This is a genomic window from Bradyrhizobium sp. USDA 4353 (genome assembly GCF_054063215.1).
Window position 1 is genome coordinate 1591319 of record NZ_JBSSGB010000001.1, and the last position, 18844, is coordinate 1610162.

Below are 18844 nucleotides of genomic sequence, written 5' to 3' on the forward strand. Positions count from 1 at the left end.
GGCGGCCTCACGCTGTCTTCTCCGGCCAGCGGCTGATCAGTTGCAACTCACAGCGCGGCTTGATGATCGTTCTCTCGCCGCGCTGATCTGCTCACGAAGGTCCCGCCGTCACCCTCCCCTGGAGGGGGAGGGTCGATCGCACGCGAAGCGGGCGAGCGGGGTGGGGTGAAGCCGCGGACACCGGTGCGAGTGGAGAGATCACCCCACCCCGGCTCACATTGCGCTGCGCTCCGTGTGAGCCGACCCTCCCCCTCCAGGGGAGGGTGGCAGCGGGGCCAACCGCAAAGCTGCGCGTCGCGTCAGGCGGTCTTCTCCGGCCAGCGGCAGAGGTCCTTGATCAGGCACAGCTCGCAGCGCGGCTTGCGGGCGAGGCAGGTGTAGCGGCCGTGTAGGATCAGCCAGTGATGCGCATGCAGCATGAACTCGGCCGGGATCACCTTCTCCAGCCCGAGCTCGACCTCCAGCGGCGTCTTGCCCGGAGCTAAGCCCGTGCGGTTGCCGACGCGGAACACATGGGTGTCGACCGCCATCGTGTGCTCGCCGAACGCCATGTTGAGCACGACATTCGCGGTCTTGCGCCCCGCGCCCGGCAACGACTCCAGCTCCGCGCGGGTGCGCGGCACCTCGCCACCGAACTCGGCGATCAGCTTTTGCGACAGCGCGATCACGTTCTTGGCCTTGGTGCGGAACAGGCCGACGGTCTTGATGTAGTCGCGCACCGTGTCCTCGCCGAGCGCGAGCATCTTCTGCGGCGTATCGGCGACCGCGAACAGCGGCCGCGTCGCCTTGTTGACGCCGGCGTCAGTCGCCTGCGCCGACAACACCACGGCGACCAGCAAGGTATAAGGGTTGACGTGCTCGAGCTCGCCCTTCGGCTCCGGGTTCGAGACCGCGAAACGGCTGAAGGCCTCGCGGATCTCGGCGGGGGTCCAGGGTTTCGTCGCCTTCAACGCTGTCTTGACCGGCTTGACCGAGCCTGCCTTCGGCTTGGCCGCCGGGCTGATCTTGGCAGCCTTCTTGACCGTTCTGGATGCGGATTTGGACGCTGCCCCCGGCGCGGCCTTGGCCGCCTTTTTGGCGGGCGTGCGAACCGGGGCCGGCTTGGCGCGTTGGGGGCGGGTGATTTTGGCCATGATCCGGGTATACTGAGGCCCCATGACGCCAGGCAATGCTTTTGCGTATCAGGAGACCGGCACCGCCGCCGCTGATCCCGAGCTGTTCTCGGCCCGGCTGACGCCGCATCGCTCGCTCGGCCGCACCGGCTTCCTGGTGCTGATGGCCGTGGTCTGCGCCATCAGCTTCATCGGCGGCATCGCCTCGGTGATGATGGGCGCCTGGCCGGTGCTTGGGTTCTTCGGCCTCGACGCGCTCGCGATCTACTGGGCCTTCCGGGTCAACTTCCGCCGCGCCAACGCCTATGAGGACGTCTCCATTACGCTGACCGAGCTGCGCCTGCGCCGCGTCAGCCACAAGGGCCAAATCATGGAATGGCGTTTCAACCCGCTCTGGGTGCGCCTCGACCAGGAGACCCACGAGGAGTTCGGCATCGAGCACCTGTATCTCGTCGCCCGCGGCCAGCGCGTCGCGATCGCGAGCTTCCTCGGCCCCGAGGAAAAGGCGAGCTTTGCGAAGGCCCTGACGGCCGGCTTGCAGGCCGCGAAACGCGGCCCGGTGCTCAATCCGCTGTAGGCGATCAAAGGCCGTAGGAGCCGAGCTGCCCGCCCAACCGGCAGCGCGCTCCCTCTCCCCGTTCTTCACGGGGAGAGGGTTGGGGTGAGGGGCCGCCCCACGGGTGGTCTCAATAGGGGCCCGCGCGCCAGGAGTGTCCGTGGAGAGACCTGTACCCCCTCACCCGGATTGCATCTGGCGATGCAATCCGACCTCTCCCCGCAAGCGGGGCGAGGTTACACCGCCGCCGCCGCGCCACCCGGGCTCAATCGCCTATGGCCCCGCAATCAGAAATCGGGTGGAGTGCCCTCCCCGGCCGCCCTACATCCGGACTCATGATGACCCTCGCCATTCACGATTCCGCCCTGGCCAAGCCGGGCCCGCAACAATCCGCTGCGCTCCGCGACTACGACGCGGTGCGCCGCGCGATCGCGTTCATCTCGGAGCACTGGCGCCGGCAGCCCACCATCGAGGACATGGCCGATGCCGCCAGCCTGACGCCGGACGAGCTGCACCATCTGTTCCGGCGCTGGGCCGGGTTGACGCCGAAGGCGTTCATGCAGGCGCTGACGCTCGACCACGCCAAGGGCCTATTGAAGGGCTCGGCCAGCGTGCTCGACGCCGCGCTCGACTCGGGGCTGTCGGGCCCCGGCCGCCTGCACGATCTGTTCGTCACCCACGAGGCGATGTCGCCCGGCGAATGGAAGACCGGCGGCGCCGGCACGACGCTGCGCTACGGCTTCCACCCCTGCCCGTTCGGCATGGCGCTGGTGATGGCCACCCCGCGCGGCCTCGCCGGCCTCGCCTTCGCCGACCCCGGCGAGGAGGCTGGCGCGCTGGCCGACATGAAGAGCCGCTGGCCCCGCGCCTCCTACATCGAGGACGTCCCCGGCACCGCCGCGCTGGCGCAGCGCATCTTCGACAAGAACCACTGGCGCCCCGAGCAGCCGCTGCGCGTCGTCCTGATCGGCACCGACTTCGAGGTCCGCGTCTGGGAAGCCCTGCTCAAGATCCCCATGGGCCGCGCCGTCTGCTACTCCGACATCGCGACAAGGCTGGAGTCACCGAAGGCCTCGCGCGCGGTCGGCGCGGCGGTGGGCAAGAACCCGATCTCGTTCGTGGTCCCGTGCCATCGCGCGCTCGGCAAGACCGGCGCGCTGACGGGCTATCACTGGGGACTGACGCGCAAGCAGGCGATGATCGGGTGGGAGGCTGGGCAGGTGGGGATGGGGTAGGATCTCCCACCTGCTGCCCTCAGAGGCGATCATGCCTAACATCAGCGTCGGCGTCGGCTGAGCCAGAACGCAACAGCCAACAGCGCAAGAAACGCGGCGAGTGTCCAACCGTTCTGAACGGCGGGAAGGACGTTAAGCCATGGAGTGAGTCGCATTGGGATCGCCTCTGTAGTGAGTGAGGCTTCCCATTCATACGACGCCAGATATGCTCGCAACGCACCCAGCGGCTCGGAGCGGCAAGCACGAAGCACCGTTACCTTCGGAGGCCCCCCCAAGAGACCTCGACGGCCGAACATTCACGGTTCAAACAGCAAGGGACACGGTTGCGCGATCTCGCGGCGAATGACGCCCGAGGTCTGCATCGTACGTGTCCCTCCGAGATCGAGAGGGCGCAGGGAATGCCGGATGCTGGCCGCACCCATGGCCCGCCTGCAGAAAAAAAAGCAGGCGGCAGTCACCACAGGTTCAGCCGAGAACAACCGGCATTCCCTGCGCGATGGTCTTCACGCTTATACGCAGTCTCCCTGGTGCGCCGGCTTGTTGGCCACCATTGCGCATGATGCCTACGCATCAGCGCGTGATACCAGCTTCGGGGTATCAGGACCCTACGACTTCACGTCCGCGGCAAGCCGTTCGTCGGCGTAGCAAGCTACGCTGCGGCAATACCGCGGCCATCGCACCCCGCCTCGCGTGTCGTGACGATCGCGCGCTACGCCCCACTCGGTGAGACGGGATGCGCGGAGATAATCATGGATTCGGAAATTTAGCAAGGCGTATTTTTAATTTCCCGAACTCGGAGAGACAACCGAGCCAGCGCTCGCCTCGTCAGGCCGTCACGACCGGGCTTGACCCGGGCATCCAGCTTCTTGGAAAGAGTCTCGCGAAGGGGATGGATGCCCGGGTCAAGCCCGGGCATGACGAGTAACTAATTAGCTGCGTCGTTGGGCGCTTTTAAGAGACACTGCCCGTGGGGCTGCCCCTCACCCCAGCCCTCTCCCCGTAAGAACGGGGCGAGGGGGCGCACCGGTGGCGGGGCGGAGAGTGGGGCTTCAACTCACAGAGGGCGCCATAACTCACAAAGGCGCCGTCAACTGACGGGCTGGTCGCGCGTGCGACTGCTAGCCGGCCAGGTCCAGCTTCGACTCCACGGTCGAATCCGCCTTGAGGCGATAGATGATAGGCACGCCCGTCGCCAGCTCGCGCTTCAGGATGCCTTCCGGGGTGAGCTTCTCCAGCACCATGATCAAGGCGCGGAGCGAGTTGCCGTGGGCGGCGACCAGGGTGCGTTGGCCGTTGAGGACGCAGGGGAGGATCTCCTGCACGTAGTAGGGCAGCGCGCGGGCGAGGGTGTCCTTGAGGCTTTCGCCGCCGGGCGGGGGGACGTCGTAGGAGCGGCGCCAGACGTGGACCTGCTCCTCGCCCCATTTGGCGCGGGCGTCATCCTTGTTGAGGCCGGAGAGGTCGCCATAGTCGCGCTCGTTGAGCGCGAGGTTTTTCGAGGTCGGCAGGCCGGGCTGGCCGAGCTCGTCGAGGATCAGCTTCAAGGTGTGCTGGGCGCGGGTCAGCTCGGAGGTGAAAGCGACGTCGAAAGACAGGCCATGCGCCTTTAGCTTGCGGCCGGCGTCCTTGGCTTCGCTGACGCCCTGCTCGGTGAGATCAGGATCCTTCCAGCCGGTGAACAGGTTCTTCAGGTTCCACTCGCTCTGGCCGTGGCGCACCAGCACCAGGAGACGTTCGCTCATTGCTACGAGATCCACTTGGTTTGATTAGAACAGGTCCTTGAGGCCGAGCACGTCGTCCATCGTGTAGTAGCCCGGCGGCTTGCCATGAGCCCACAGCGCCGCCTTCAGCGCGCCATGGGCGAAGATCATGCGGTCCTCGGCCTGGTGCGACAGCACGAGGCGCTCGGAGGGACCGGCGAAAATGACGCTGTGATCGCCGGCCGCGGTGCCGCCGCGCAGCGAGGCGAAGCCGATGTCGCCGGTGCGGCGCTCGCCGGTGATGCCGTCGCGTCCGCGGGCGGAATGGTCATCGAGCGAGATGCCGCGGCCGTCGGCGGCGGCGCGGCCGAGCATCAAGGCGGTGCCGGAGGGCGCGTCGACCTTGTGCTTGTGGTGCAGCTCGAGGATCTCGATGTCGAAGCCGGTGTCGAGCGACTTCGCGACCTGCCTGACCAGTGCGGCCAGCAGGTTGACGCCGAGGCTCATATTGCCGGACTGCACCACGATGGCGCGCTTGGTGACGCTCTTGATGACGGCGTCGTCCGACACCGACAGGCCGGTGGTGCCGATGATGTGCGCGATGCCGCGCTCGGCGGCGATGGCGACATTGGCGATGGTCGCGGCCGGCACGGTGAAATCGAGGATGCCGTCGGCCTCGGCCGACATCGCCCAGAGATCGGCCGAGAGCTTGATGTTGTTGGCAGGGAGACCTGCGAGCAGGCCGGAATCCTTGCCGATCAGCTCGGAGCCCGGGGCTTCCAGCGCGCCGGCAAGCTCGGCGCCGTCGCTGTCGGCGATGGCGCGCACCAGCGCCCGGCCCATGCGGCCGCCGGCTCCTGCAACGATCAAGCGCATCCTGGACATGTCGCGTTCCTCCGCCCCGTCAGGGGCTATAGCCGGGGCTGACAGCGGCGGCAACCGAGGCGGCCGCGGAGCCGGCCTGCGCGTCAGGGCTGCGGGCCGTCATAGCCCTCGATGATGACCAGGTCGCCTTCCGAGTGCGGCGAGCGCATCGCGACCAGGCGCTGGTATTCCGGAGAATTGTAGCACGCGAGCGCGGTGGCGTAGTCCTTGAACTCGATCACCACGTTGCGCGAGCGCGAGGTGCCTTCTTTGGTTTCGTACTGGCCGCCGCGGACCAGGAACTTGGCGCCGTACTGATGGAACACCGCGCCGTTCTGCGCGACGTACTCCTTGTAGCCGTCCATGTTGTGCACGTCGATGCGGGCGATCCAATAGGCCTTGGGCATCCCTGGGGTCTCCTTGTTGTGAGGCGTTTCTGCTTACGAGCGATTGGTCTTGCCGACCAGCGCGACGGCGGTGGCGATGTCGGCGACGATGGCCTCCGCGGCGGCGGCGGGATCCGCGGCGGCGGTGACGGGGCGGCCGACGACGAGGCGGTCGGCGCCGCCGGCGATCGCCAGCGCAGGCGTCATGATGCGCTTCTGGTCGCCAACGTCGGATCCCGCCGGACGGATCCCGGGGGTGACGAGCTGCATGTCGGGGCCGACCAGCGGGCGCACGAGCTGGGTCTCCTCGGGCGACAGGATCAGGCCGTGGATGCCGATGTCGCGGGCCTGCACGGCGCGGTGAGCGACGAGCTCCTTGACGGTCATGGCGTAGCCGGCGGCGGCGAGGTCGGCATCGTCGTAGGAGGTCATCACGGTGACGGCGAGCAGCTCGAGGCTGGAGCCGGCAGCGCCGGCCAGCGCGGCTGTCATGCTCTGCGCGAAGCCGTGCACGGTGAGGAAGCGGGCGCCGAGTTTGGCAATCTGCCGCGTGGCGCGCTCGACGGTGTTGGGGATGTCGTGCAGCTTGAGGTCCATGAAGACGTGCTTGCCGGAAGCGGCGAGGCGTTCGGCGAGGCCGAGGCCGCCGGCATAGGTCAGCTCCATGCCGATCTTGTAGAACGTCACGCTGTCGCCGAGCCTTGCGATCATCGCCTCAGCATCCGCGACGCTGGGCAGGTCGAGGGCGACGATCAGGCGGTCGCGCGGAGCAATCTCGGTCGGCATGTCACCTCAATTCGTGTGTTGGGCGGTTTCGATCAGCTGCCTGACCAGCGCATCGAGCGCGGCCACGTCGGCCGGCAGCTTCAGCCGATCGAGGTCATTGTACGCCTTGTCGGCAAAGCCGAGTGCGAGCTGGCTCGGGATCACCAGCGCGTTGCAGGCGGTCAGTATCAGCCGCAACGCGGAGAGCGCGCGAATACCGCCGAAACGGTTCTCGGAAGCGGCGGCGATCGCGAACGGCCTGCTGCGAAACACCGCGCCACGGCCCTCGGGCGGCTCGTCGACACGCGACAGCCAGGCGAGCGCGTTGCTCAGCAGCGGCGGCACCGACGCGTTGTATTCCGGCGTGACCAGCAGCACGCCATGATGCGCTGACATCATGCGTTTCAGGTTGACCGCCTCTCGCGGCACGCCGGCGGACTCGACATCGGCCTCATAGAGCGGCAGCGGGAAGTCGGCGAGCGAGATCCGGGTGACGTCAGCGCCGGCCTGCACGAACTGATGGGCTGCCGTCGCAGCGAGCCTCGCATTGTGCGAGCCGGCCCGGGTCGAGCCGGGGATGATCAGGATCTTGAGCGCAGACATCGGGCGGACGGGTGTGTGACCCGCCGCGCACACCGCGGCTGCCGGTCAGGGCTTGCGATACACCCAGACGCGGGCGGGCGGAAGGTTCATCCAGATCCGCTCGGAGGCCTCGGTGGTGACGCCGGGCAGCGATTTCGGAATCGGCGGCACCACGGAATAGGTGAACTGCACGAACGGCGCGTTGGGCGCCATCGCCGCAAAGGCATCGCGCACCAGCTTCATGCGGGTCAGCATCGGCTTGGTGACCAGCGGCAGGCCGGAGACGACGGCCGAGGCCGGTCCGCCCAGCACGTTCCACAGCGTGTCGCGCAGGCGATAGGCGTCGCCCTGAACGACCTTGGCGTGGGGATAGCGGTCGCGCAGCAGCGCGCAGAAGCTCGGATTGTATTCGACCAGGACGAGCCGCTTCTGATCGATCCCGCGCTCGACCAGCGCATTGGTGATCGCGCCGGTGCCGGGCCCGAGCTCGATCACCGGGCCGGTGCCATGAGGATCGACATAATGCGCCATGGTGCGCGCGAGCAGGCGGCCCGACGGCATCACCGCGCCCATATGCAGCGGCTTCTCGATCCATGAGCGGAGGAATCGCACCTCATCGTCGAGACGAAGAGGTTTTTTCGACGCACGCACGGACGTTTGCAGGGGCATCTCGGTACCGGACGGGACCGTTTTCACGGCGATGTCAGAAAAGAGTCACAAAGACGTATAGGGCGCAGGCGGGGCGGTCAAGCCGAACCGTAACTCACGATTAAGGCTGCCGGGTCCGCGCTCATATCTTTGAAATTGATAATTTTTTGCATGTGCAGAGCAGCAAAGTCGCAGCATCCGCACAGGCTGGGGCCGCCCGGCCGGGGTGGTCGAGCGAATGGCTCTCTGGCTCAGCTCGCGGCCTTGCCGAAGAAGTCCTTGACCTTGGTGAAGAAGCCGGCGGCCTCGGGCTGGGTGGCGCCGGAGGACAGCTTCTCGAACTCGGCCAGCAGCTCCTGCTGTTTCTTGGTGAGGTTCTGCGGCGTCTCGACCACGATCTGGACGTACATGTCGCCGGTCTGGCGCGAGCGCAGCACGGGCATGCCCTTGGCGGCGATCCGGAAGCGGCGGCCGGACTGGGCGCCGGCGGGGATCTTCACCTTGGTCTTGCCGTTGTCGATCGTCGGCACCTCGAACTCGCCGCCGAGCGCGGCGGTCACCATCGAGATCGGCACGCGGCAATGCAGGTCGGCGCCGTCGCGCTGGAAGAACTCGTGGCTCGTCAGCGACAGGAAGATGTAGAGGTCGCCGGGCGGGCCGCCGCGCAGGCCGGCCTCGCCCTCGCCGGCGAGACGGATGCGGGTGCCGTCCTCGACGCCTTGCGGAATGTTGACCGAGAGCGTGCGGTCGCGCGTCACCCGGCCGGAGCCGGAGCAGGACGGACAGGGATCCTCGATCATCTGGCCGCGGCCGTGACAACCGGGGCAGGTGCGCTCGAGCGTGAAGAAGCCTTGCGCCTGCCGCACGCGTCCGGCGCCGCCGCACATCGCGCAGGTCTTCGGCTTGGTGCCGGCCTTGGCGCCGGTGCCGGAGCAGGGCTCGCAGGTCACCGAGACCGGGATCTCGATCTGCGCGGTCTTGCCGAGGAAGGCCTCCTCGAGCGTGATCTCCATGTTGTAGCGCAAATCGGCGCCGCGCTCGCGCCCCGTGCCGCCGCGCCGCTGCCCGGCCATGCCGAACAGATCCTCGAAAATGTCGGAGAAGGACGAGGCGAAGCCGGCGCCGAAGCCGTGCGGGCCGCCGCCGGCGCCCTGCTCGAACGCGGCATGGCCATAGCGGTCATAGGCGGCGCGCTTGTCGGCGTCGCGCAGCACCTCATAGGCCTCGTTGATCTCCTTGAACTTGACCTCGCTGGAGGCATCGCCCGGATTCTTATCGGGGTGCCATTTCATCGCGAGCTTGCGGAAGGCCGATTTCAGCTTGGTCTCGTCGGCGTCGCGCTCGACTTCCAGGGTCTCGTAGTAGCAGCGCTTGGTGGACATCAATCAAACCCGCCCGAACATCGTCAGACCTCAACGGCTCGCGCGATCGCCGCGCGCCTGTTCAATGAAAATGACCCCCATCCAACGAGACGCTGTCAGCGCTCTTTGGCATGGGGGTCATGGCTATCAGCCTCTACCGTCGATTAAGCAGATTTCTTCTTGTCGTCGTCGACCTCGGTGAACTCCGCGTCGACGACGTCATCCTTGGCAGCGTCGCGGGCCGCATCGCTCTCGGCCTGCTGCTTGTACATCGCCTCGCCCAGCTTCATCGAAGCCTGGGCCAGGGTATTGGTCTTGGTCTTGATCGCCTCGGCATCGTCACCCTTCAGCGCTTCCTTGAGGTCGCTGACGGCATCCTCGATGGCCCGACGCTCGGTGTCGGCGACCTTCGAGCCATGCTCGGCCAGCGCCTTCTCGGTGGAGTGCACCAGCGCGTCGGCATGGTTCTTGGCATCGACCGCCTCGCGGCGCTTCTTGTCGGCCGCAGCGTTCGCCTCGGCGTCCTTGACCATCTTGTCGATGTCGGCTTCCGACAGACCGCCCGAGGCCTGGATGCGGATCTGCTGCTCCTTGCCGGTGGCCTTGTCCTTGGCCGAGACGTTGACGATGCCGTTGGCGTCGATGTCGAACGTGACCTCGATCTGCGGCATGCCCCGCGGGGCCGGCGGAATGCCCATCAGGTCGAACTGACCGAGCATCTTGTTGTCGGCCGCCATCTCGCGCTCACCCTGGAAGACCCGGATGGTGACCGCGTTCTGATTGTCCTCGGCGGTCGAGAACACCTGGCTCTTCTTGGTCGGGATCGTGGTGTTTCGGTCAATGATGCGGGTGAACACGCCGCCCAGCGTCTCGATGCCCAGGGACAGCGGGGTCACGTCGAGCAGCAGCACGTCCTTGACGTCGCCCTGCAGCACGCCGGCCTGAATCGCCGCACCGATCGCCACCACCTCGTCGGGGTTGACGCCCTTGTGCGGCTCCTTGCCGAAGAACTGCTTCACCATCTCCTGGATCTTCGGCATGCGGGTCATGCCGCCGACCAGCACCACTTCGCCGATCTCGCCGGCGGTCAGGCCGGCATCCTTCAGCGCCTTGCGGCACGGCTCGATGGTCTTCTCGACGAGGTCGGCCACCAGCGCCTCGAACTTGGCGCGGGTCAGCTTCATCGTCAGATGCTTCGGACCGGACTGGTCCGCGGTGATGAAGGGCAGGTTGATCTCGGTCTGCGTGGTCGACGACAGCTCGATCTTGGCCTTCTCGGCAGCTTCCTTCAGGCGCTGCAGAGCGAGCTTGTCGTTGCGCAGGTTGATGCCCTGCTCCTTCTGGAATTCGTCGGCGAGGTAGCTGACCAGACGCATGTCGAAGTCTTCACCGCCGAGGAAGGTGTCGCCGTTGGTCGACTTCACCTCGAACACGCCGTCGCCGATCTCCAGGATCGAGACGTCGAAGGTGCCGCCGCCGAGGTCGTACACGGCGATCGTGCCGGCCTTGGTCTTGTCGAGACCATAGGCAAGTGCCGCCGCAGTCGGCTCGTTGATGATGCGCAGCACCTCGAGACCGGCGATCTTGCCGGCGTCCTTGGTGGCCTGGCGCTGGGCATCGTTGAAATAAGCGGGGACGGTGATGACGGCCTGGTCGACCTTCTGGCCGAGATGGGCCTCAGCGGTCTCCTTCATCTTCTGCAGGATGAAGGCGGAGACCTGCGAGGGCGAATAGGTCTTGCCGTCGGCCTCGACCCAGGCGTCGCCGTTGCCGGCCTTGACGATCTTGTAGGGGACGAGCTTCTTGTCCTTCTCGACCATCGGGTCGTCGTAGCGGCGGCCGATCAGGCGCTTCACTGCGAAGAAGGTGCGCTCGGGGTTGGTGACGGCCTGGCGCTTGGCCGGCTGACCGACCAGCCGCTCGCCATCGTCACTGAAGGCGACGATCGACGGCGTGGTGCGCATGCCCTCGGCGTTCTCGATGACTTTCGACGATTTGCCGTCCATGACGGCCACGCACGAATTCGTGGTGCCGAGATCGATCCCGATGACCTTTCCCATGGTCTCATATCCTTCTTTTTGCGGCAGGTTGGGTGGGGCCCTGACGGCGCCCCCATCCAAAACCCCCTCAGATCAAATGCTCGCGATATTGCGACGATGAGCGTCATATAGGAGGGGGGGAGGCACCCGCAAGGACCGGACGCGGCCTGGGCGCGCGGAAAAAACGCGGAGTTTTCGGCGTTCCGTGAACGCCCGCAACGGAGGTCTGGATCGCTGCCCTTGATGTAGGCGGGATGCCGCTGAGAACGCCGGCCGAGCCCTGCACCGGCTCCCCATTGAGCCGCAAAGTCGCCCTCATTCGGATGCGGCCGGCACCGCGGATCATGCTTAGCGAAACGATAATGGCGGCGGATCGGACGCCAGCAGGCGGAACCTCTGGTCGCACCCATCGGCCTGTTGCCGGCGCGGCAAACCCGCGTAAAAGGCGTCTCGTCCGTGGACGGCCACCGCGGGGACGATGACGGCCGTCGCACCGGCTTGTCGAACTGGTCAGTGAACGAGGCTGTTTCTTCATGATGTTCTCCCGACTTCTCGCCGCGGCGCTCGTGTCGATCTCCCTGCTGCGACCGACGCTGGCCGCGGATGCCGTGTTTCCGCCCGGCGTCCGGATCGGACTCGCGCCGCTGGTGGGGCTCACCAAGGCGAGGAATTTCTCCGGGTTCGTCACCGAGGACCAGAGCGTCAAGGTGCTGCTGACCGAGCTGCCGGCGGGCGCCTATGGCGAGGTGAAGAACGCGTTCAACGCCAATCCCGGCGGCACCGGCAACGTCAAGCCGGAGAGCATCGAGACGTCGGCCGGCACCGCCTACTACACGGTCGAGAACGGGCGCGACGGCGTGACGCCGGTGCGGCGCTATTCGATGATCCTGCCCGGCATCGGGTTCTCCGGCTATGTGGCGGTCCAGGTGCCGGAGACGGCGAGCAAGATCTACACCGACGACGCCGTGCGCCAGATGTTCGCCTCCGCCGTGGTGCGCAAGGACGTGCCGGTCGACGAGCAGCTGTCGACGATGCCGTTCAATGTCACCGATCTGTCCGGCTTCAAGACCATGCGCACGCTGGGACCAGGTGCGCTGATTCTCGCCGATGGCGAGGAGGAGAAGGGATTCGAGGCAGCGCCGTTCGTGGTGATCGGGCTGATCGCCGGGGTCGCTCCCGAAGCGGGCGATCGTGGGCGCGTGGCCCAGCAGGCCGCCACCACCATTCCCGGCGTCCGAGACGCCCGCATCACGATGTCCGAGCCGATCCGCATCGACGGCCTGCCAGCTTATGAGACCCGGATCGAGGCCACGAGCGGCAAGGACAACACGCCGGTCACGGTGGTGCAGTGGCTGCGCTTCGGCGGCCCGAGCACGCTGCGGATCATCGGCAGCGCCCCGCGCGACCAATGGTCCGCGGCCTTCCCGCGCTTCCGCGCCGTCCGCGACGGCATCCAGCCCAAGGGTTAGCGGCGCCGCCGCTCAGTCCGGCCGCCGGACATAGACGTCGACGTCCTGCACCGTCTCGGCAAGGCGATAATCCCGTAGCAGCCGATCGAGGTCGGGCGCTGCGTGCAGCCATTGGCCCCAATCGCTGGTCTTGTTGTCAACGAGCAGGATCGACGGTTTGAGCCGTCCGATGTCCTCGGCCAGCCAGCGGCGCTCGCGCTCCGCATAGAGAGCGATCCGCGCCAGCACCTGCGGATCGGCGCCGAGCTCACGGGCGAAATCCTCGTAGCTCGCGACCATCAGGCTCTGGCCGCGCCAGGTCCAGACGCCGCCGACGGCGCGCACCAGCGGATGGGGAACGCCGGCATTGCCGGTCACCGCCAGGATGGTCGGATGCACGATGCCGGTCCGCTCGATCGCCGGCCGGAGAAAGCGACCGTCCATCGCGCTGTTGAACCAGACGAACGTCGCCGCGAACAACGCCGTCGCTGCCGCAGCCACGCCCGCTCGCGCCGGTGCGTCGCGTCCCGCGGCAGGCCGAGCCGTGACCGCCTGGACGAAGCCGAGCCAAGCGAAGGCCAGCATCGGATAGGATTGGTAGGGAAAGCCCTTGCGCTGCAGGAGATAGACGCCGAGGAACGCCACCGAGGCCGACAGCAGCACCAGCGGCGTCGGCGTCACGGCGCTGCCGCGCCGGAACAGCAACGCGGCGACCAGGATGAGCACGCAGAGCGCGACGCCGGGCTTCGCCACCATCACCGGCCATGGCAGGCCGAGCGAATAGACGTCGCGGATCAGCGGCCACATGTCGCTGAAGAATTCCGGGAAGAACAGCACCGTGCCGAGGCTGTAGATGGCCAGCACGAGCGCTGCGATGAGGTTCTCCGGCGCGAGCAGCAGACGCGGCGATTTCAGATGCACCGCCACCACGCCGATCACGCCCAGCATCGCCAGCGCGAAATGCGGCTTGAAGCAGACCGCGAGCCCAAGCCCGAGGCCGGCGACGGCGGCTGCCCATAGCGGCGGCGTCCCTGCATTGGCCCGCAGCGACAGCACCGCCAGCACGGGCAGGAGCTCGATCACGGCGATATGCTCGCGCTGGCCGAAACATTGCGCGGGCAGCACCGCCAGGACGGCGACCGCGGCCAGCGCCATCGGCCATCGCTGCCGCGGCGTCAGAGCCTTGGAGTCACGCAGGACCAGCATGCTGATGGCGAGCGAGAGCGCGATGGCCAGGAACAGCAGCGCATCGAGCATGACCTCCGCGGCAAAGCCGGTCGCGCGGGCGAACAGGAGCGCGGGAACATAGACCAGCACCGCCATCGGCGGGTTGGTCTCCAGGATCTCGGAATAGAGCCGCTGGCCATCCAGCCACCGCTCAGCCGCGATCAGCAGCCAGCTGACATCGGTATTGGCGGCCACCACATGCCGCATCGGCAGGCCGGTTGCAACCAGGACGAGAAGGATCGTCACGACGGGCAGGCGCGACCACCGGTCGGTGGCTTGCAGCGCCGGCAGCGCCAGGCCGCCATCCGCGTCGACATTGATCGTCATGGTCCCGCCCCCGTAGATCTACGGACCATACGTCGACACCTTTAACGGATTGCTTCTTCCCTCAGCGACAATCTGTGGTTTACGGAGCTTGGAGTCGGGGATGGCAAGGACGCGCCACCGAGCTGTCCGGAGCCGTGGGGCGACCCGGACGTGGCAGTCTCTTTGGGGGTGATGGGATTAGAGAGGACGCCAAATCCTCGGCGGCGCGGCCACGACCGGGCACGCCGCCTCGACGGACTTCAGCCTAGGCCTTACGCGCCAGCGCGACGTATTGGGCACCGAGCGGCAGCCAGCCGAGCATCTCCTCCAGCGGCCGCAGCCAGGCGAGGGCGCGCGGGAAGAACAGGCTGTACTGCGTGCGCGGCGCGCGCCAGCCCGCGTCGTGGAGACGCCGCGCCAGGTCGCGGGCGAGGATCAGCTCGGCGTTCTCATCGAACGGGCAGGTGTTCACGGCGCGCACCGTGAGCGGGTTGAGCGGATTGTGCTCGAACACCGCAATCAGGCCGCCCGGCCGGGTGATCCGGTGCAGCTCGCGCAGCCAGGCGGCATGCTGGTCATGCGGGATGTGGTGAAACACGCAGGCGGAGAACACCACGTCAAAACGGCCGGCTTCGCAGGGAATGTGATCCTGCTCGATCAGCAGGCTCTCGCCGCCGCCGGGATGGCGCTGCCGCGCCAGCGCCAGGCTGCGCTCGGAGACATCGGCATTGGTCAGCGCCGCCGCTGGGAAATACCGCCTGAAGAACGGGATGGAGTTGCCGATGCCGGCGCCGAAATCGCAGATCTGCGACACGTCGACGCCGCTGCGATCGACGATCCGGCGCAGCAGCCTGATCTTATACTCCGCGAAATATTCCGGACCCTCGCCGGTCACCGCGACGTTGGCACGGTGCTGATCCTCATAGGCGTCAGCGAAACGGTCAAACTCGGCCTTGTCCATCGTCCGCGGTCCAGTGCTGACACGAGGTGGTCGATAGCGGCCTTTGGCCTGCCACCAGTCGACCCACCCTCAATAGCCGGCAAATGCTTAACCGGAGGTCTGCGTCGCCGTTCGCGCGCATCGCGCAGCCGCGAATCTGGCCGCCTGGAGGCGCGGAATTGAAGAACAATTAACTGCCCCTGACCGACACTCGCTGCGCAGCCGAACCCCCGTCGGGGTCGCACGAGGCCTTCCCTTTGACCGAGCAGCAGGACGAGACGCCGCGCCCCGGCAAGATGTTCGTCTCGATCGTTGTGCCCTGCTACAACGAGGCCGACGGCTTGCGCGAATTTCATCGCCGGACGACCGCGGCGGCGCGTGCGCTGTGCGGCACCCGGTTCGAGCTGATCCTGGTCGACGACGGCTCCACCGACGGCACCTGGGGCATCATCAATCAGCTGCTCGCCGAGGACCGCAACGTCGTCGCCGTCAAGCTCGCGCGCAATCATGGCCATCAGCTGGCGCTCACCGCCGGGCTCTCGACCGTGCGTGGCGACCTCGTGCTGGTGATCGACGCCGATCTGCAGGATCCGCCGGAGCTGCTGACCCCGATGTACGAGATGATGGCGCGCGAAGGCGCCGACGTCGTCTACGGCCAGCGCCGCAGCCGTGCCGGCGAGACCCGGTTCAAGACATGGTCGGCGGAAGCCTTCTATCGCCTGCTCGCCCGGCTCACCCGCGTGCAGATTCCCGTCGACACCGGCGATTTTCGGCTGATGAGCCGCCGCATCTCGGACCAGCTCGTGCAGATGCCGGAGCATGACCGCTTCATCCGCGGCATGGTGGCCTGGCTCGGCTACAAGCAGGTGGCGTTCGAATACGACCGCGCGCCGCGCTTCGCCGGCAGCACCAAATATCCGCTGCTGAAGATGATCAGCTTCGCCGCCGACGCGCTGGTCAGCTTCTCGATGGTCCCGTTGCGGATCGCGACCTATGTCGGCGCGCTGCTGACGACCGGGCTGACTTTCGTCGGCATCGGCGCCGTGATCAGCTGGATCTTCTCCGGCACCGTGCCGGGCTGGACCAGCCTGACCCTGCTGGTCGTGATGATCTCCTCGGTGCAGCTGCTGGTGCTCGGCCTGATCGGCGAATATGTCGGGCGGATCTACATCCAGTCCAAGAACCGGCCGCTGTTCCTGATCTCGCAGATCCAACGGCGCGGCCGGGTGCCACAATTATCGACCGATGCGCTGGAGGAGATCGAGAGCCCGCCCCTCAACACCTTGCTCGCACAGTCCGGACCGGAGCTGCGCCGCTCGGCCTATGAGGAGGCCTCCTCGTGAAGGAGCTCTTGAAGCATCCGGCGCTGTACCAAGCCTATCAGAACGCCGGCGGCTTCTTCGGCGCGCGGATCAAGGCGATCCGCGACTATCTGACCTTGCGCCCGGGCATGCGCATCATCGATATCGGCTGCGGCCCCGGCTACATCCTGCGCCATCTGCCCGAAGGCATCGACTACACCGGGTTCGACGTCGACGAGGCCTATATCGCCCATGCGCAGCGGTCGTTCGGCCATCTCGGCGCGTTCCATTGCCGGCACTTCGATGCGGACGCCGCGCGCGAGTTCGCCGGGGCCGACGTCGTGATGATGAACGGCGTGCTGCACCACATCGGTGATGACGAGCTGAAGACCACGCTCGCCAACATTCGCGACGTGCTCGCGGCCGACGGCGCGCTGTTCACGCTCGACGGCTGCTACCGCGAGGGACAGTCGCGGATTGCCAAATGGCTGCTCGACAATGATCGCGGCGATTTCGTCCGCGACCGCGCCGGCTATTACGACCTGCTGCGCAGCGCCTTCAGCCGCGTGACGCTGGAGCTTCACGACGATTATTCGCGCGTGCCCTATACCTTCGCGATCGGCGTTGCGCAGAAATAGTCACTCCGTCCGTTCGAGGATGTCGACCCCCTCGACCGTTGCCACGAGTCGATAAGGCTTGAGCAGCTGCTGCAGCTCGGCGTCGGCCCGGGCCCAGTCACCCCAGCCATCGCGCAGATTGTCGACCAGCACGATGTCGGGCTTGCCCGCCTTGAAATCCTCGACCAGCCAGTTGCGCTCCAGCGCGAGATAGCCCTCCAGCCTGGCCTCGGTCGCCGCATCGACCGTGGTTCGTTCGCGCGTCAGCCGGACGAATTCGCGGATCCACAGATTCTCCTGCCGCGACACCCAGGTGCCGCCGATGTCGCGGACCAGCGGATGCCCGATCGCCGCCTCGCCGCTCAGCACCAGCAGCCGCGGATGCGGCTTCAGCCGGGCGATCGCCTCGGGGATCGGCCCGACATCGACGCGCAGATTGAACCATTGCAGGCCGAGCGCGAAGGCTGCCGTCAGGATCAACATCGACGCCGCGCTCGCGCGGCGCACCGGGCCGCCATCATCGCCGCCGACCAGCATCGCATAGCCCATCGTCAACATGGCCATCGCGACCATCGGATAGGAATGATACGGCCATCCGCGCCGCTGCAGATAGAACGAGATCGCAAATCCCATCGACGCCAGGACCAGGACGAGCAGCGGCCCTTCGAACCGGCCGCTCCGGCGTGTCAGCGCGATCGATGCGAGCGCGACGACGAGGAGCAGCGTCGCCACGTTGACGAAGATGGCCGACGGCGACATCGACCATGACAGATAGGTGTCGCGCACCAGCGGATATGTCACCGTGAAGTATTCGGGATAGAGCAGATAGGTCCCGACGCTCACCGCCGACACGATCAGGCCGGCGATGATGTTCTCCGGCGCGAACAGGTGACGCCAGCTGCGCGCGCGCATGGCGGCGGCCAGGATGCAGAACGCGGCCGGGAAGGTGAAGAACGGCTTGAACGCCAGGGTGATGCCGACGCCGATGCCGGCCACCAGGACCGCCCAGGCCGGGACCGGATCGCGATGGCTGCGCAACGCATACACGGCGAGGCCCGGCAGGAATGTCAGCGTCGCGATGTGCTCGCGCTGGCCGAACACGTGCATCGGCAGGATTGTCACGACCGCCGCGGCCCAGATCGCGAACGGCCCCCAATTCAGCGCAGCGAGGCTCGGCGACAACCGGATGATGCGCGACGCCGCATAGAGCGAGGCTGACGCAAGCAACAGCAGCTGCGCGTCGATGACATGCCGCGCATCGACGTGCAGCACGCGCGCCAGCGCGACGCCGGGCAGATAGGCGAACGCCGCCATCGGCGGATTGATCTCGATGATCTCGCGGTAGAGCTTCTGGCCGTCGAGCATGCGCTCGCCGACGACGAGCAGCCAGCTGACATCGGTGTTCAACGGCACGATTTGGCGCAGCAGGATGGCGACGATGAACACGACGCCGATCAGGAGCCACGGCGTGACAGCCAGCCGCTCATGCGTCGGCGGAGCCAGGGTTTGGCGCGTCACGGCGTCGATCGGGGGGCTCATGGGACGGTCCTCTGCCAGTGAGGGCCCACGCTAGCGGAGGTTGGTTAAGGCACGATGTGCTGCGGCCTGCCGGGCGCAGCGCACGCTCGTCACCACCGGGCTCGAACCGCTTGCGGGTCTGGCGGAGCGGAAACACCGGGTTCAAAACGCTGTTCAAAACGCTTGGGCGTCACATCCGAACTGGATGGGCGCCCCGCATCGCATGAGTTGATGGGTCG

At 66.8% G+C, this 18844-nt stretch carries 18 protein-coding genes; 6 read left to right on the plus strand and 12 right to left on the minus strand.

All coding sequences use genetic code 11. The annotated features are described in order from the left end of the window. Positions 1–299 precede the first annotated feature (299 nt). Positions 300–1133, minus strand: a complete 834-nt coding sequence (nth, locus tag ACVILH_RS07115; RefSeq protein ID WP_456712258.1) for an endonuclease III — start codon at positions 1131–1133, stop codon at positions 300–302. Between the two features lie 22 nt (positions 1134–1155). Here nth and ACVILH_RS07120 point away from each other — a divergent pair, with 22 nt between their 5' ends. The 3 genes from ACVILH_RS07120 to ACVILH_RS07130 all read left to right on the plus strand — a co-directional run bounded on the left by ACVILH_RS07120 (position 1156) and on the right by ACVILH_RS07130 (position 3548). Further along, positions 1156–1689: a DUF2244 domain-containing protein gene (locus ACVILH_RS07120; protein WP_456712259.1), complete on the plus strand. Its 534-nt coding sequence runs from the start codon at positions 1156–1158 to the stop codon at positions 1687–1689. A 314-nt stretch (positions 1690–2003) separates the two neighbouring features. Then, complete coding sequence (locus ACVILH_RS07125; protein ID WP_456712260.1) at positions 2004–2903, plus strand: methylated-DNA--[protein]-cysteine S-methyltransferase; 900 nt, start codon at positions 2004–2006, stop codon at positions 2901–2903. A 405-nt stretch (positions 2904–3308) separates the two neighbouring features. Further along, positions 3309–3548, plus strand: a complete 240-nt coding sequence (locus tag ACVILH_RS07130) for a hypothetical protein (protein WP_456712261.1) — start codon at positions 3309–3311, stop codon at positions 3546–3548. A gap of 473 nt (positions 3549–4021) precedes the next feature. On the opposite strand, the gene ACVILH_RS07135 is transcribed toward ACVILH_RS07130, so the two are convergent. The 8 genes from ACVILH_RS07135 to dnaK form a co-directional block, all read right to left on the minus strand. Then, on the minus strand, positions 4022–4645 hold the full coding sequence (locus ACVILH_RS07135) for a 2,3-bisphosphoglycerate-dependent phosphoglycerate mutase (RefSeq protein WP_456712262.1): 624 nt from the start codon (positions 4643–4645) through the stop codon (positions 4022–4024). Between the two features lie 24 nt (positions 4646–4669). Beyond that, entirely contained in the window at positions 4670–5488 is an 819-nt protein-coding gene (gene dapB, locus ACVILH_RS07140) for a 4-hydroxy-tetrahydrodipicolinate reductase (RefSeq protein WP_456712263.1), read from the minus strand. An 83-nt stretch (positions 5489–5571) separates the two neighbouring features. Continuing rightward, entirely contained in the window at positions 5572–5874 is a 303-nt protein-coding gene (locus tag ACVILH_RS07145) for a DUF1330 domain-containing protein (protein WP_456712264.1), read from the minus strand. A gap of 33 nt (positions 5875–5907) precedes the next feature. After that, positions 5908–6639, minus strand: a complete 732-nt coding sequence (pyrF, locus tag ACVILH_RS07150) for an orotidine-5'-phosphate decarboxylase (RefSeq protein ID WP_456712265.1) — start codon at positions 6637–6639, stop codon at positions 5908–5910. A 6-nt stretch (positions 6640–6645) separates the two neighbouring features. Beyond that, positions 6646–7221 carry an NADPH-dependent FMN reductase gene (locus tag ACVILH_RS07155; protein ID WP_456712266.1) on the minus strand — a complete coding sequence of 192 codons (576 nt, stop codon included), beginning with the start codon at positions 7219–7221 and terminating at the stop codon, positions 6646–6648. A 45-nt stretch (positions 7222–7266) separates the two neighbouring features. After that, positions 7267–7869 (minus strand): class I SAM-dependent methyltransferase, encoded by a 603-nt coding sequence (locus ACVILH_RS07160; RefSeq protein WP_456712267.1) that lies wholly within the window; start codon positions 7867–7869, stop codon positions 7267–7269. 230 nt (positions 7870–8099) lie between these two features. Further along, positions 8100–9230 (minus strand): molecular chaperone DnaJ, encoded by a 1131-nt coding sequence (dnaJ, locus tag ACVILH_RS07165; protein ID WP_456712268.1) that lies wholly within the window; start codon positions 9228–9230, stop codon positions 8100–8102. Between the two features lie 143 nt (positions 9231–9373). After that, positions 9374–11269 carry a molecular chaperone DnaK gene (dnaK, locus tag ACVILH_RS07170; protein WP_009031329.1) on the minus strand — a complete coding sequence of 632 codons (1896 nt, stop codon included), beginning with the start codon at positions 11267–11269 and terminating at the stop codon, positions 9374–9376. Between the two features lie 512 nt (positions 11270–11781). On the opposite strand from dnaK, the gene ACVILH_RS07175 reads away from it, so the two are divergent. Next, a complete protein-coding gene (locus tag ACVILH_RS07175; protein ID WP_456712269.1) occupies positions 11782–12717 on the plus strand; it encodes a hypothetical protein in 936 nt (311 codons plus the stop codon). Positions 12718–12729: 12 nt separating this feature from the next. On the opposite strand, the gene ACVILH_RS07180 is transcribed toward ACVILH_RS07175, so the two are convergent. Both ACVILH_RS07180 and ACVILH_RS07185 read right to left on the minus strand, forming a co-directional pair. After that, positions 12730–14250 (minus strand): hypothetical protein, encoded by a 1521-nt coding sequence (locus ACVILH_RS07180; protein WP_456712270.1) that lies wholly within the window; start codon positions 14248–14250, stop codon positions 12730–12732. Positions 14251–14494: 244 nt separating this feature from the next. Then, positions 14495–15190 (minus strand): class I SAM-dependent methyltransferase, encoded by a 696-nt coding sequence (locus ACVILH_RS07185; RefSeq protein WP_456712271.1) that lies wholly within the window; start codon positions 15188–15190, stop codon positions 14495–14497. A gap of 275 nt (positions 15191–15465) precedes the next feature. On the opposite strand from ACVILH_RS07185, the gene ACVILH_RS07190 reads away from it, so the two are divergent. Both ACVILH_RS07190 and ACVILH_RS07195 read left to right on the plus strand, forming a co-directional pair. Further along, positions 15466–16512 carry a glycosyltransferase family 2 protein gene (locus ACVILH_RS07190; RefSeq protein WP_456716893.1) on the plus strand — a complete coding sequence of 349 codons (1047 nt, stop codon included), beginning with the start codon at positions 15466–15468 and terminating at the stop codon, positions 16510–16512. Further along, positions 16509–17108, plus strand: a complete 600-nt coding sequence (locus ACVILH_RS07195) for a class I SAM-dependent methyltransferase (RefSeq protein ID WP_456712272.1) — start codon at positions 16509–16511, stop codon at positions 17106–17108. Before ACVILH_RS07190 ends, ACVILH_RS07195 begins: the two co-directional genes overlap by 4 nt. Here the strand turns inward: ACVILH_RS07195 and ACVILH_RS07200 are convergent, their stop codons facing one another. Beyond that, positions 17109–18626 carry a hypothetical protein gene (locus ACVILH_RS07200; RefSeq protein ID WP_456712273.1) on the minus strand — a complete coding sequence of 506 codons (1518 nt, stop codon included), beginning with the start codon at positions 18624–18626 and terminating at the stop codon, positions 17109–17111. Between the last annotated feature and the right edge of the window lie 218 nt (positions 18627–18844).